The organism is Streptomyces sp. NBC_01006 (assembly GCF_045162725.1).
GTDB lineage: Bacteria > Actinomycetota > Actinomycetes > Streptomycetales > Streptomycetaceae > Streptomyces.
On record NZ_CP108700.1, the window covers coordinates 5892557 to 5906531 of the forward strand.

A 13975-nucleotide genomic window follows, 5' to 3' on the forward strand; every position below is an offset into this window, starting at 1 on the left:
TGACAGCACACGGCCCGGACCCCCGCGTTCTCACTCGAACGGGGGATCCGGGCCGTGTGGTTCGGACTGTTTGCTGCTGGTCGTCCCGAGCTTTACAGCTTGGTCCACGCCTCGGTGAGCACCGAGCGCAGGATGCCTTCGATCTCGTCGAAGGTGCCCTGGTCCGCGATCAGCGGCGGGGCCAGCTGGATGACCGGGTCGCCACGGTCGTCGGCGCGGCAGTACAGGCCGTTCTCGAAGAGCGCCTTGGAGAGGAAGCCGTAGAGCACGCGCTCGGTCTCCTCGTCCGTGAAGGACTCCTTGGTGACCTTGTCCTTGACGAGCTCGATGCCGTAGAAGAAGCCGTTGCCGCGGACGTCGCCGACGATGGGCAGGTCGTGCAGCTTCTTCAGCGTCGAGAAGAAGGCGTCCTCGTTGTCCAGCACGTGCTGGTTGAGGCCTTCCTTGTCGAAGATGTCGAGGTTGGCGAGCGCCACCGCGGAGGACACCGGGTGTCCGCCGAAGGTGTAGCCGTGCAGGAAGGTGTTGTCGCCCTTGTAGAACGGCTCGGCGATGCGGTCCGAGACGATGCAGGCACCGATCGGGGAGTAGCCCGAGGTCATGCCCTTGGCGCAGGTGATCATGTCGGGCACGTAGCCGAACTTGTCACAGGCGAACATCGTGCCGAGGCGGCCGAAGGCGCAGATCGTCTCGTCGGAGACGAGGAGCACGTCGTACTCGTCGCAGATCTCGCGGACCCGCTGGAAGTACCCGGGCGGCGGCGGGAAGCAGCCGCCGGCGTTCTGCACCGGCTCCAGGAAGACGGCGGCGACGGTGTCGGCGCCCTCGAACAGGATCTCCTGCTCGATCTGGTCGGCGCACCAGCGGCCGAAGGCCTCGGGGTCGTCGCCGTAGATCGGGGCGCGGTAGATGTTGGTGTTCGGCACCTTGTGCGCGCCGGGCACCAGCGGCTCGAAGGGGGCCTTCAGGGCCGGCAGACCGGTGATGGACAGGGCGCCCTGCGGGGTGCCGTGGTAGGCGACCGCACGCGAGATGACCTTGTACTTGGTGTGCTTGCCCTGCAGCTTGAAGTACTGCTTCGCCAGCTTCCACGCGGTCTCGACGGCCTCGCCGCCACCGGTGGTGAAGAAGACCTTGTTCAGGTCGCCCGGGGCGTAGTCGGCGAGGCGCTCGGCGAGCTCCACGGCCTTGGGGTGCGCGTACGACCAGATGGGGAAGAACGCGAGTTCCTGCGCCTGCTTGTAGGCGACCTCGGCCAGTTCCTTGCGGCCGTGACCGGCGTTGACCACGAACAGTCCGGCGAGACCGTCCAGGTAGCGCTTGCCCTTGTCGTCGAAGATGTAGGTGCCCTCACCCCGCACGATGGTGGGGACGGGGGAGTTCTCGTACGACGACATGCGGGTGAAGTGCATCCACAGGTGGTCGTACGCGGTCTTGGAGAGGTCCTGGCTCACGGGCTATCGAGTTCCCCACATGTAGGTCTGCTTCTTCAGCTTCAGATAAACGAAGCTTTCGGTTGATCGCACGCCGGGGAGCGCGCGGATCTTCTTGTTGATCGTCTCCAGCAGGTGGTCGTCGTCCTCGCAGACGATCTCCACCATCAGGTCGAACGAGCCCGCGGTCATGACCACGTACTCGCACTCGGCCATCTGGGTCAGTGCGTCGGCCACCGGGTCGAGGTCTCCCTCGACGTTGATGCCGACCATGGCCTGGCGTCGCAGGCCCACGGTGAGCGGGTCGGTGACGGCGACGATCTGCATGACGCCCTGGTCGAGCAGCTTCTGCACGCGCTGGCGCACGGCCGCCTCCGACAGGCCGACGGCCTTGCCGATCGCTGCGTAGGGACGGCGACCGTCCTCCTGCAGTTGCTCGATGATCGCCAGGGACACAGCATCGACCGAAGGGGACGGTTGTCTGTTCCTGGAATCTGCGCTTCGACTGACCACGACCTCACTGTGCACGAGGAGTCGTCTGTTCCGCAAGACGGAATCGATGAAATCCGTTGTTTGAGGTCTGCGATCTCACTGATTTCGTAGTTGGTGGCGTCTGGCCCTGCCGAAAGCGTCCGCCGAGGGGCTAGGATTGGGATTCGTCTCAATCGTTGGACATGTGATCAGGAGTGTGGCTGGAGTGACCACCGAACTGCGTCGTCTGCGCAACTACATCGGCGGAGAGTTCAAGGACGCCGCCGACGGACGGACCACCGAGGTGGTCAACCCCGCCACGGGCGAGGTGTACGCCACCGCCCCGCTCTCCGGCCAGGCCGATGTCGACGCCGCCATGGCCGCCGCTGCGGCCGCCTTCCCGGGCTGGCGCGACACCACCCCGTCGGAGCGCCAGAAGGCCCTGCTCAAGATCGCGGACGCCTTCGAGGCGCGCGCGGACGAGCTCGTGGCCGCCGAGTCGGAGAACACCGGCAAGCCGCTGGGCCTCACGGCCAGCGAGGAGCTGCCGCCGATGGTGGACCAGATCCGCTTCTTCGCGGGTGCGGCCCGCCTGCTGGAGGGCCGCTCGGCCGGCGAGTACATGGACGGGATGACCTCGATCGTCCGCCGTGAGCCGGTCGGCGTATGCGCCCAGGTCGCGCCGTGGAACTACCCGATGATGATGGCCGTGTGGAAGTTCGCCCCGGCCATCGCCGCGGGCAACACCGTGGTGCTCAAGCCCTCGGACACCACCCCGGCCTCGACCGTCCTGATGGCCGAGATCATCGATTCGGTCCTGCCCAAGGGCGTCTTCAACGTCATCTGCGGTGACCGCGAGACCGGCAAGGCCATGGTCGAGCACTCCACCCCGGCGATGGCCTCCATCACCGGCTCGGTGCGCGCCGGCATGCAGGTCGCCGAGAGCGCCGCGAAGGACGTCAAGCGCGTCCACCTGGAGCTCGGCGGCAAGGCCCCGGTCGTCGTCTTCGAGGACGCCGACATCGCCAAGGCCGTCGAGGACATCGCGGTCGCCGGCTACTTCAACGCCGGCCAGGACTGCACCGCCGCGACCCGTGTGCTCGTGCACCAGTCCATCCACGACGAGTTCGTGACCGCCCTCGCCAAGGCCGCCGCCGACACCAAGACCGGCGCCCCGGACGACGAGGACGTGCTCTACGGCCCGCTGAACAACCCGAACCAGCTCAAGCAGGTCGCGGGCTTCATCGAGCGCCTCCCGGCGCACGCCAAGGTCGAGGCCGGCGGCCACCAGGTCGGCGACAAGGGCTACTTCTACGCCCCGACCGTGGTCTCGGGCCTCAAGCAGGACGACGAGATCATCCAGAACGAGGTCTTCGGCCCCGTCATCACCGTCCAGTCCTTCACGGACGAGGCCCAGGCCCTGGAGTACGCGAACGGCGTCGAGTTCGCCCTCGCCTCCTCCGTGTGGACCAAGGACCACGGCCGCGCGATGCGCATGTCCAAGTACCTCGACTTCGGCTGCGTGTGGATCAACACCCACATCCCGCTCGTCGCCGAGATGCCCCACGGCGGCTTCAAGAAGTCCGGCTACGGCAAGGACCTCTCCGCCTACGGCTTCGAGGACTACACCCGCATCAAGCACGTGATGACCTCGCTCGACGGCTGATCCGTCTCCGCGGAGATCGCATCGATCACCGAAGGGGCTTGAGAGGGCGGGCAGTAGACAATGTGTCTATTGCCCGCCCTCCTCCGTTCCCCGAGGCTTTGCCCATGCCTGAACTCGCCTTCTCCCGCCGCGCGGCGCTGCGCGGCCTCGGTGCCGCCGGCCTGTTCGCGGCCCTGACCGGCTGCGGTGTGCCCGCCGCGTTCGTCCCCGAGGACCGGCGGGGAGGCCCGGACCGCTCCGACCGGGACAAGCGGGTGGCCTTCTCGAACTGGCCGCTGTACATCGACACCGACGACGCGGACGAGGAGCGCCGGCCCACGCTGGACGCCTTCTCGGAGAAGACCGGCATCGAGGTCCGGTACACCGAGGAGATCAACGACAACGACGAGTTCTTCGGCAAGGTCAGCCCGGCCCTGATGAACCACCAGGAGACCGGCCACGACCTGGTGGTGGTCAGCGACTGGATGGCCGCCCGCTTCGTCCACCTGGGCTGGGCCCAGAAGATGGACCGTACGGCGCAGCCCAACGTGGCCGCCCACCTGGACCCGCAGCTGCGGTCCCCCGCCTTCGACGAGGGCCGCCTGCACACCGTCCCGTGGCAGTCGGGGATCACCGGCATCGCCTACAACCGCAAAGCGCTGGGCCGGGAGATCAAGTCCGTCCAGGACCTGTGGCACCCGGACCTGGCCGGCAAGGTCACCCTCTTCTCCGGCCTGGACGAGTCCTTCGCCCTGCTGATGCAGGGCAACGGCGTGGACGTCACCCGGTGGACCGAGTCCGACTTCCACCGGATGTGCGACCAGGTGGAGAGCATGGTGAAGAAGAAGCACATCCGCCGCTTCACCGGCAACGACTACACGTCCGATCTGAGCAAGGGCGACGTCCTGGCCTGCCAGGCGTACTCCGGCGACGCCATCCAGCTCCAGGCCGACAACCCCGACATCGAGTTCGTGGTCCCGGAGGAGGGCGCCGAGCTCTGGGCGGAGAGCCTGCTCGTCCCCAACCTGGCCCGGCACAAGGCCAACGCCGAGGCCCTGGTCGACTACTACTACGCGCCGGAGGTGGCCGCCGAGCTCGCCGCCGCCGTCAACTACGTCTGCCCCGTCCCGGCCGCCCGCGAGGTCCTGGCCGCCTCCGAGGACAAGGAGACCGCCGAACTCGCCGAGAACCCGCTGATCTTCCCCGACGAGGAGATGCGCAAGCGGCTCGTCGTGGCCCGGGACATCTCCTCGGCCGAGCGACGCTCCCTCGCCCAGCGCTGGAACGCCATCGTCGGTCTCTGAGCGCCGGACGGCGCGGGGATGATCGCAGTCCCGCCACGGAACTGAACGTGTTCAGAGAATTGACTGAACGCGTTCAGAAACCGGCGTACGCTTCCTTCCGTGAGCGAGAGAAGCGCCCTTCAGCGGCGGATCCGTGCCTGGCTGGTCCTGTTCATCGTCTGCCTCGTGCTCAGCGGCCTCACCGCCTTCCCCCTGGTCACCGAACTCCACTGGGCCAACTCCCTGGTCTCCCACGAGTGGCTGCGGCGGGTGGGCGACGGGCTGGAACGGGCCGACGCGGACTACCCGTTCCTGCTCTACGGCACCGACTGGCTCGCCTTCGCCCACCTGGTGATCGCGGTCTTCTTCTACGGAGTCCACCGCGACCCCGTCCGCAACATCTGGATCGTCGAGGCCGGCATGATCGCCTGCGCCGGCGTGATCCCCCTGGCCCTGATCTGCGGCCCGATCCGCGGCATCCCCTTCGGGTGGAGTCTCATCGACATGTCGTTCGGCGTCTTCGGGGTCATACCCCTGCTGGTGCTCCGCCGCATGATCAAACGACTGGAGGCCCTGCCCGCCTGATCGCTACCTGGTGAAGGCCGCCATGACGATCCCGTAGGCCACCTTGTTCATGTCCTGCCCCTTCGCGTCGGTGGAGTTGACCGAGTAGACGAGGGTGCGTGAGAGATCGCGCGACCCGCCGATCACGGTGCTGTAGCCGTACCGGGAGCCGGTCTTGCCGTAGACCACCGTGCCGTCGGGCAGGACGAACCGCTTCATCCCCGCTGTCTGCACGGCGTCCTCCCCGGACTCGAAGTCCTTCACCGCGGGCACCGTGAACATCTCCTCCAGCTGCGCCTTCGGCACCACCCGACCCGCGAACAGGGCCTGGGTGAACTTCTCCAGGTCGGCCGTGGTCGATATCAGGTCCCCGGCGGCCCAGTTGGACGAGGAGTTCCAGTCGGTCACGTCCACCAGCGTGCTCCCGCCGCCGGGCTTCTCCACGGCCTGGTAGCCGTGGTGGTGCGGGCCCGCCATTCGGTTCTCCCCACGCGCCGGAACCGACGTGTGGCGCAGGCCGAGCGGCCTCAGGATCCGTTCGGACAGGGCCTGTTCGTACGTCGTGCCCGTCAGCTTCTCGATCAGCACGCCCAGCACCGTGTAATCGATGTTGAGGTAGTGCTGCTTCTCGCCCGGCCTGAACTCGGGTCCCTTCGCCACCGCTTCGGCGATCAGCGCGTGCGGATCGACCACGTCGAACCGGTGGGCGTACTGCTCGTCGAAGGAGTCCCCGGGCCCGTCGGCCGACCGGATGCCGCTCGTGTGGTTCAGCAACTGCCGGACGCTTACGGGCTCGAAGCCCTTCGGACCGGACGGCAGCAGCCCCGGAAGGTACTGCTGCACCGGCTTGTCCAGATCGACCTTGCCCTCGGCGGCCAGCTGGAGCACCACCGCCGCCGTGAAGGTCTTCGTCACGGAGCCCGCCCGGAACCGGGCATCATCGAACGCCTTGCGTCCGGTGCGGACATCGGCCACGCCGGAACTGCCCACCCAGCGGCCGCTCGTACCGCCCACCCGCACCAGCGCGGCCGTCGCGTCCTTGTTGTCAGGGCCGACGCCGGCGATCGCCCTGCTCAGCGCCGCCGCGTCGGGCGCGGTCGTGTAGAGCGGCGGCGTCATGGCGCCCGTCGGCGCGGGCACGCTCACCGCCTCGGACATCGGTGCGGCATAGGCAACGGCCGGGCCGGCCGCGATGCCCAGGACCACGGCGCCGGCGACCAGTGTGCGCGTACGTACCTTCATGGCGGAATCCCCCTTGAACCATCCGGGCCCCAGCGGCCCCGATGACTCAATGCTGCAGGTCACAGGGGTGCCCGCGGATCACCACCAAGAGGGGTCTTCAGCAGTACGACAACTCACCCGCGCGAGGGATCCGACCGTCGCCCTCTCACTCCCCGGAGGGAGATACCCGAGAGCCGGCCCCGCCCCTGGCCCCCGTCCCGGCCGCGATCAGGCCCGTCTCGTACGCGCAGATCACCGCCTGGATCCGGTCCCGCAGCCCCAGCTTCGCCAGCACATGGCCCACATGCGACTTCACCGTGTGCTCGCTCACCACCAGCGCGGCCGCGATCTCCGCGTTCGACAGCCCCCGCCCCAGATGCAGCAGCGTCTCCCGCTCCCGCGCCGTCAGCACCTCCAGCCGCTGAACGGGCAGCGCCCCCGCCGCCGGCCGCGCCGTCGCCGCCGTGTACTCCTCGATCAGCCGCCGCGCCACCGACGGCGCGAGCAGCGAGTCGCCCGCCGCCACCACCCGTACGGCATGCACCAGATCGTCGCGCCGCACGTCCTTCAGCAGGAACCCGCTCGCCCCCGCGTGCAGCGCCTCGTAGACGTACTCGTCCGAGTCGAAGGTCGTCAGCATCACCGTCCTGCACGAGGTCCCGGCCGAGATCGTCCGGCACGCCTCGATCCCGTCGAGCACCGGCATCCGGACGTCCAGCAGCGCCACGTCCGGCCGCAGCTCCCGCACTGCCGCCACCGCCGCAGCGCCGTCCCCGACCTCCCCGACGACCTCGATGTCCTCCTGCGCGTCCAGGATCATCGCGAAGCCGCTGCGCACCAGCTCCTGGTCGTCCGCCACCACCACACGGATCGTCAACGCCCCACCTCCAGCGGCGAGGTTACTAGCACGATGCGGGCCGAGAACCCCAGGCCACCGGGGCCCGGACCGAACTCCGCCGTACCGCCGTGCGCCGCCGCACGCTCCCGGATCCCGATCAGCCCGTGCCCCCCGGACGGCCCGCCGGGGGGAGCCTGCGCCACCGTTCCCGGGCCCCGCCCGTCGTCCGTCACCGTCACCGTGAGCTCCCGGGGCCCGTACGCCAGCCGGACCGACACCTGCGAGGCCCCGGCATGCTTCACCACGTTCGTCAGCGCCTCCTGTACCACCCGGTGCACCGTCGCCTCCAGCGGCGCCGGCAAGGCGCGCACCGCGCCCGTGCGCTCGTACGAGACCTGCGGCCCGCTGCCCCGCACCCGCTCCAGCAGCCCCGGCAGCTCCCCGATCCCGGGCTGCGGCGACCGCGGAGCCGCCTCCCGTGCTGCCGGGTCCGTCCGCAGCACGCCCAGCATGGTCCGCAGCTGCGCCATCGCGTCCCGCCCCGTCTCGGCGATCGCGTCGAACGCGGCCTCCGCCCGCTCGGGCGCCCTGCGCACCGCCACCGGACCGGCCTCCGCCTGCACGATCATGATGCTGACCGCGTGCGAGAGGATGTCGTGCATCTCCCGCGCTATCCGGGTCCGTTCGCGTGCCGCAGCCTGCTCCGCCTCGATCCGGTTCGCCCGCTCCAGCTCCGCGGCCCGCGCCTCGACGGCGGCCGTATATGCCTGCCGGGTGTACTGGAGCCGCCCCAGGGCGTAGGCCGCCGCGAAGACGAACAGCGCGAACAACAGCTCCTTGGCCGTCCCGGTGTTGAGCGCCACGGAGACCAGGATCAGCCCGGTCAGGGTCACGCCCATCGCGATCCGCACCCGGGACGGGCACAGCAGCGCCATCGTGTACACGCCGATCAGCGAGGCGTACGGCAGCGGCTGCCCGGGGCCGTCCAGTGCCAGGGTGTAGAGCGAGCCGGCCGCGACCATCCCGAAGATCGCCGCCACGGGCGCCCGCCGCCGCCACACCAGCGGTACGTTGCCCAGCGTCGTCAGCAGGTACGCGGGCCAGGTGGCCGGCGAATCCAACGGATCGCGGGGCACGACGAACGGAATCGTCGTCGCCACCTGGACCAGCAGCGCCAGACCCAGGTCCTGCCACCGCGGATCCGCCCGCCGGACCCGCTCCCCCCAGGTGCGTATCACCGGCCGGGCAGACCGAGCTCGGCGCGTACGCGGGAGAGGGCGTCCAGGCGGTTGGTGGTGACGGAGTCCACGCCGGCCGTGATCAGCCTGCGCATCGACCATGTGGTGTCCGCGGTCCAGGCCGAGACCCGCAGGCCCTCCCGGTGGAGGGCGTCCGCCAGCTCCCGGTCCACCAGCCCGAAACGGTAGTTGAGCCAGGACGGCGCCACCGCGTCGATCAGCACCCGGCGGGGCGGCGACAGCGTGGTCCAGGTCAGCGCGATCTCGGCGCCCGGATCGGCCGCGCGTACGGCCAGCATCGTGTCCGGGCCCGCGCAGTAGTACGTACGGTCGCGCGCCCCGCACTCCCGGACCTGGCCGACGACCGTCCGTACGGCCTCGGCCGTCGCCCCGGGCAGGTCGATCATCACCCGGCCCGCGCCGGCCGCCGTCAGGGCCTCGCGCAGCGTCGGGATCCGGCCCTCCGTCAACTCCTTCAGCTGCGGGGCCGTGACGGCGTCGAGCCGCACGTCATGGCCCCACAGTCGCTGGAGCGTCTCGTCGTGGAGGAGGACCGGCACCCCGTCGCGGGTCAGCCGTACGTCGATCTCCACCGCGTCCGCCCCGCGCGCGAAGGCGGAGCGGATCGAGGGCAGGGTGTTCTCACGGACACGGTAGGGATCGCCGCGGTGGCCCACGGCCGTCAGGGTGCGCATGGCACCCATTCTCACGGGGCGTCAGCGCGCCAGCCAGGCGGAGGTGTACGTGTCGATCTCCGCGCTCAGCTTCGCCTTGCCGGCCTCGTCGAGGAAGGAGGCCTCGACGGCGTTCCTCGCCAGCTGCGCGAGCCCGAGCTCGTCGAGGTCGAGGAGCCGGGCGGCGACCGCGTACTCGTTGTTGAGGTCGGATCCGAACATCGGCGGGTCATCGCTGTTGATGGTGACGAGCACGCCCGCCTGCACCATCTCCTTGACGGGGTGCCGGTCCAGGTCGGTCACGGCGCGCGTGGCGATGTTGGAGGTCGGGCAGACCTCCAGCGCGATCCGGTGCTCGGCGAGGTAGGCGAGCAGCTCCGGGTCCTGGGTGGCGCTGGTGCCGTGACCGATGCGCTCGGCGCCCAGCTCGCGGATGGAGTCCCAGATCGTCTCCGGGCCGGTGGTCTCGCCGGCGTGCGGCACGCTGTGCAGGCCGGCCGCGCGGGCGGCGTCGAAGTACGGCTTGAACTGCGGGCGCGGCACGCCGATTTCGGGGCCGCCGAGGCCGAAGGAGACCAGGCCCTCGGGGTGCAGTTCGACGGCGAGGCGCGCGGTCTCGGCGGCGGCCTCCAGGCCGGCCTCGCCGGGGATGTCGAAGCACCAGCGCAGGATGACGCCGAGCTCGGTCTCGGCGGCCTTGCGGGCGTCCTCGATGGCCTCCATGAAGGCCTTCTCGTCGATGCCGCGGCGGGTGGAGGAGTACGGGGTGATGGTCAGCTCGGCGTAGCGGATGTTCTGCCGGGCCATGTCGCGGGCGACTTCGTAGGTCAGGGTGCGTACGTCGTCGGGGGTGCGGACCAGGTCCACGACGGAGAGGTAGACCTCGATGAAGTGCGCGAAGTCGGTGAAGGTGAAGTAGTCGGCGAGCGCCTCGGGGTCGGTGGGGACCTTGGAGTCGGGGTGCCGGGAGGCGAGTTCGGCCACGATGCGCGGGGAGGCCGAGCCGACGTGGTGGACGTGGAGTTCCGCCTTGGGCAGCCCAGCGATGAAGGGGTTCAGGTCGGGCATGAGGGAGCCTCCGGGAGGAGCGGGTGAGGACAGATCGGGCTTCATCGTAGGCAGCTCCGGGACTGTCCGTGGCAGCACATAGCATGGGCGTACGAGAGGGGGGCGCCGCATGACCGATCAGAGCCCCGAGCCGAAGGACCCGTGGGCGCCGCCGGAGCGGCCGGCGGTGGAGCTCGGGAAACCGCAGGCCGCACCGGGGGTGTCCGGTCCGCCGTCCGTGCACGACCAGCAGACGATCGCGGGGATGCCGGGAGCCGACGTCCCGCCGGCGCAGATACCCGGCCCGACGCCGCAGTCCGCGTACGGGTACCCGGCCCAGCCGGACCCGGGGGGCTACGCCTACCCCGGACCGCCGCCCGCGCAGCCGGCGTACGGCCATCCCGGATACCCGGGTCAGCCGGGCTACCCGGGCCAGCCGGGATACCCGGGGTATCCGGGCTACCCCGGATACCCCGGCTATCCGCAGAAGAGCAACGGCTTCGGGGTCACCGCCCTCGTGCTCGGCATCATCGGCATCGTCACCTGCTACCTGGGCCTGCTGTTCGGCGTCCCGGCCGTCATCTTCGGCGTCCTGGGCCGCGGCAAGGCCCAGCGCGGCGAGGCCGACAACGGTCCGATGGCACTGGCCGGCATCATCCTGGGCGCGATCGGCATCCTGCTCAGCCTGCTGATGATCGGGCTCGTCATTGCCGGCGTCCTGCTCGGTGAGCCGGGGCGACGCGGGAACGACTTCGACTACGACAACGGCGGTTCGTCGCCCTCGCACACGCAGATACGCCAGCACGTCTGAGCAGTGGGCACGTCTGAGCGGTGGGCGCGGCCTTGGGGGGCCTACGCCACCCACGGCCAGTCGGCCTCCCGGCCGCCCTCGATCAGGGAGACCATCCGGAAGGCCGCGTCGCCGAGTCCGCCGAAGGTGTGCCGGTTGGCGGATCCGGAGGGCGCATGCCCCGTCCGGTACCCGGCGAGGTTCCAGGTGTACACCGGGACCTCGTTCGGGACGAGGGCCGTCGGGTCGCCGCCGTAGTGGTACGTCGCCTGCTCGTCGGTGACGATCAGGACCCGGTCGTGCCCCTTGTAGTTCCTGCGCACGGCCTCGGAGGTGTCGGTGCCGCCGAGGTCCTCGAACCGCTCCAGCACCTTCAGCACGGACTCGCCCCGGCCGTACGGGACCTGCTTGCTGTGCGTCCCGAACTGCACGAGGTCCGCGTCCTCGGCGCGCAGCGCCAGCGCCGCGCCGAAGACGGCCGCCGCGTCCGCCCGGTTGAGCTGCGAGCGGTCCGACAGCGGTGCCCACATCGACCCCGAGCGGTCCACGAGGACCAGCGTCCGGCCCGGCAGGGCCGGTACGTTGGCCAGCGAGTGGCCGAGCGCCTGCTCCAGCGGGTACGCCCAGCGCAGCGAGGGCGCGTGCTGGTAGGCGGCCAGGTAGCGGAACGGGAACTGCCGGGACCGGGCGACGACCTCCGGGTCGCTGACCTTGGCCGCGACCTGCGCGGCCACCGCGTCCGAGACACCGGCCTGGTCGAAGTTGCGCAGGTTGCGCAGCAGCGCCATCGCGCCCATGGACGGGATGACCGCCTCCCAGGCGGCCGCGTCCATCGGCCCCTGGAGCCAGCCGGCCAGCGCCTCCCAGGTCATGCCCGCGGCGGCGAGCCGCTCGGCCCCGTCGGGCGCGGTGATCACGGCCCGGCGCTCCGCCACCGGCAGTTCCATGAGCTCCCGGTGTGCGAGCAGGGTGCGGTTGCCGGCCGGCACCTGCGCCGTCTGCGGGTGGTGGCGCCGGTCGAGGGCGTACCGGAACAGCTCGCCCTGCCAGGCCTTCGCGGGATCGGGGGAGGCGTGCACGAGGTTGAGCACGTCGCCGAAGCGGTACCCCTTGGAGTCGGTGTCGTACTTCAGCAGCGAGGTGCCGGAGTAGAGCCTGCGCACGGCATCGGCGATACCGCGCTTGACGGGCTTGGGGACGCTGCGCCCGTACGTCGCCGTCCAGTAGGCCAGCAGCTCACCGGGCTCGTCCGCGCGCCGCAGTACGCAGTCCACGACCTCGCGGTTCGACGGCCCGCCGGTGGCTCCGGCATCGAGCCGCGCCTTCACGTACTCGGCCGCTCCGACCACGGAGGCCGTCCGCATGTTCCCGTCGGTGCGCAGCCAGCGGAGCAGGCCGGCGGTCCACGCGGGGTCCTCGACGGCGAGGCGGCGCACGAGGGCGGAGAACCGGTCGTCGCGGGCCTCGCCGCTCTCGTAGAACGTCCGCTGCGTCACGAAGTTGGCGACGGCGAGCAGGAACAGTTCGGAGCGCGCGTCGCGGACGAAGCCGCGGCCGCCCTGGTGGTTGTCGGCGCGAGCGCCCGTGGAGCGCACGGGCGAAGCGGGCCCCGAGGATGCCTTGAATGCGCGCAGGTTGAAGCGAGCCATGTGAATCCCCCCGAATTCAGTGGTACGTGGGGGAGGCGTGGCGTGCGGGACGCCCGAGTTCAGAGGTCGGCGACGGACTGTGTCGACTGCTCTCTCCGGACTGAGCTACCGGCCGCAGCCGGGCGGGATTCGAACCCGCGACCCGTCGATCCGGAAGTAGCCGTCGCCTGCGCACCGGGCATCCCGCACGCGTGCCTCCCGAGATCAAGGTGGCGGCGGCTTGGGATTCTCTGCGAAAGAAGGAGCCGCCGCCCGCGCACCGGGAGGTGCGTGACGTAGGTGTCCAGAGTTCGAGGTCGGCGAAACCACGTGCTGCTCTGCCAACTGAGCTACACCGGCCCGAAAAGCCGGCGGCGGGACTCGAACCCGCGACCTGCCCATTAAGAGTGGAAGTAGGTCTCGCCTGCGCACCTGGACGAGTCCTACGGTAGGCGGCCCGCTCGCCCGCCCGCCACGCATTTAAGATCGCGTCCGCCAGGGGACCCGACCCGGCTCAGACGGCGTCCGTACGCAGCCGGTCGCGGGCCTCCATCAGCGCGAAGCCCAGCAGGTTCAGCCCGCGCCAGCGGGAGGGGTCCAGGGCGCGCTCGTCGTCCGCCGCCAGCCCGATGCCCCAGATGCGGTCCATCGGACTCGCCTCCACCAGCACCCGGTCCCCGGTCGACAGCAGGTACGCGCGCAGCCGGGGGCCGGACGCGAACTTGTGCACGCTGCCCTCCACCACCAGCGCGAACCGCTCCCGCGCCCATGTCTCCTCGTCGAAGCCGCGCACCAGCCGCCCGGCCTTCTTGGCCTCCGCCGGAGTCCTCGCCTCCAGCGCGGCGCGCTCCGCCTCCGCGTCCCCGAACAGCCTGGCCTTGCCGGCCATCATCCAGTGCTCGGCCGTGTCGTACCGGACATCACCCACGGTGAACGGCGACGGCCACCACTGGCTCATGCAGCTGGGGCCGAGCGTCCCGTCGGGCCGCGGCCGGTGCCCCCAGAACGGCAGGTACTTCACTCGCTCACCACGGCTGACCTGCTCGATCAATTTGTCGATCTTCTCCATGCACGCGAGTCTGGCAGTCGCCACTGACACTTCGTACGGGATTTGGGGCGCGCCTCGACACATGGTCGACCGAT

Annotated in this window: 13 protein-coding genes and 1 tRNA gene; 4 read left to right on the forward strand and 10 right to left on the reverse strand. The window is 70.2% G+C overall.

All coding sequences use genetic code 11. From position 1 onward, the window contains the following. Positions 1–92: 92 nt before the first annotated feature. Together OG509_RS27140 and OG509_RS27145 are read right to left on the reverse strand one after the other, a co-directional pair. The gene (locus tag OG509_RS27140) at positions 93–1454 is read right to left on the reverse strand and encodes an aspartate aminotransferase family protein (RefSeq protein ID WP_030162551.1); all 1362 of its coding nucleotides are present in this window, start codon (positions 1452–1454) and stop codon (positions 93–95) included. A 3-nt stretch (positions 1455–1457) separates the two neighbouring features. Beyond that, positions 1458–1961: an Lrp/AsnC family transcriptional regulator gene (locus tag OG509_RS27145; protein WP_030298396.1), complete on the reverse strand. Its 504-nt coding sequence runs from the start codon at positions 1959–1961 to the stop codon at positions 1458–1460. Between the two features lie 169 nt (positions 1962–2130). Here OG509_RS27145 and OG509_RS27150 point away from each other — a divergent pair, with 169 nt between their 5' ends. The 3 genes from OG509_RS27150 to OG509_RS27160 all read left to right on the forward strand — a co-directional run bounded on the left by OG509_RS27150 (position 2131) and on the right by OG509_RS27160 (position 5417). Continuing rightward, positions 2131–3570: a gamma-aminobutyraldehyde dehydrogenase gene (locus OG509_RS27150; protein WP_406185119.1), complete on the forward strand. Its 1440-nt coding sequence runs from the start codon at positions 2131–2133 to the stop codon at positions 3568–3570. Between the two features lie 104 nt (positions 3571–3674). Beyond that, positions 3675–4853, forward strand: a complete 1179-nt coding sequence (locus tag OG509_RS27155) for a PotD/PotF family extracellular solute-binding protein (protein ID WP_406185120.1) — start codon at positions 3675–3677, stop codon at positions 4851–4853. A gap of 99 nt (positions 4854–4952) precedes the next feature. Continuing rightward, positions 4953–5417: a hypothetical protein gene (locus OG509_RS27160; protein ID WP_406185121.1), complete on the forward strand. Its 465-nt coding sequence runs from the start codon at positions 4953–4955 to the stop codon at positions 5415–5417. A 3-nt stretch (positions 5418–5420) separates the two neighbouring features. On the opposite strand, the gene OG509_RS27165 is transcribed toward OG509_RS27160, so the two are convergent. The 5 genes from OG509_RS27165 to OG509_RS27185 all read right to left on the reverse strand — a co-directional run bounded on the left by OG509_RS27165 (position 5421) and on the right by OG509_RS27185 (position 10435). Continuing rightward, entirely contained in the window at positions 5421–6638 is a 1218-nt protein-coding gene (locus OG509_RS27165; protein ID WP_406185122.1) for a serine hydrolase domain-containing protein, read from the reverse strand. A gap of 145 nt (positions 6639–6783) precedes the next feature. After that, the gene (locus OG509_RS27170) at positions 6784–7494 is read right to left on the reverse strand and encodes a response regulator (RefSeq protein ID WP_406185124.1); all 711 of its coding nucleotides are present in this window, start codon (positions 7492–7494) and stop codon (positions 6784–6786) included. After that, positions 7491–8693: a sensor histidine kinase gene (locus OG509_RS27175; protein ID WP_406185126.1), complete on the reverse strand. Its 1203-nt coding sequence runs from the start codon at positions 8691–8693 to the stop codon at positions 7491–7493. Before OG509_RS27175 ends, OG509_RS27170 begins: the two co-directional genes overlap by 4 nt. After that, positions 8690–9397 (reverse strand): glycerophosphodiester phosphodiesterase, encoded by a 708-nt coding sequence (locus OG509_RS27180; protein ID WP_406185127.1) that lies wholly within the window; start codon positions 9395–9397, stop codon positions 8690–8692. The genes OG509_RS27175 and OG509_RS27180 overlap by 4 nt, the downstream gene beginning before the upstream one ends. 12 nt (positions 9398–9409) lie before the next feature. Then, on the reverse strand, positions 9410–10435 hold the full coding sequence (locus OG509_RS27185) for an adenosine deaminase (RefSeq protein ID WP_406185129.1): 1026 nt from the start codon (positions 10433–10435) through the stop codon (positions 9410–9412). Positions 10436–10544: 109 nt separating this feature from the next. Here OG509_RS27185 and OG509_RS27190 point away from each other — a divergent pair, with 109 nt between their 5' ends. Continuing rightward, the gene (locus tag OG509_RS27190) at positions 10545–11225 is read left to right on the forward strand and encodes a DUF4190 domain-containing protein (protein WP_406185130.1); all 681 of its coding nucleotides are present in this window, start codon (positions 10545–10547) and stop codon (positions 11223–11225) included. A 41-nt stretch (positions 11226–11266) separates the two neighbouring features. Here OG509_RS27190 and OG509_RS27195 read toward each other — a convergent pair whose 3' ends face one another. The 3 genes from OG509_RS27195 to OG509_RS27205 form a co-directional block, all read right to left on the reverse strand. Further along, positions 11267–12853, reverse strand: coding sequence for a TROVE domain-containing protein (locus tag OG509_RS27195; RefSeq protein ID WP_406185131.1), 1587 nt, complete (start codon positions 12851–12853; stop codon positions 11267–11269). Between the two features lie 345 nt (positions 12854–13198). After that, positions 13199–13260, reverse strand: a tRNA-Ser gene (locus tag OG509_RS27200). 86 nt (positions 13261–13346) lie between these two features. After that, positions 13347–13901, reverse strand: a complete 555-nt coding sequence (locus OG509_RS27205) for an NADAR family protein (RefSeq protein WP_406185133.1) — start codon at positions 13899–13901, stop codon at positions 13347–13349. Positions 13902–13975: the final 74 nt, after the last annotated feature.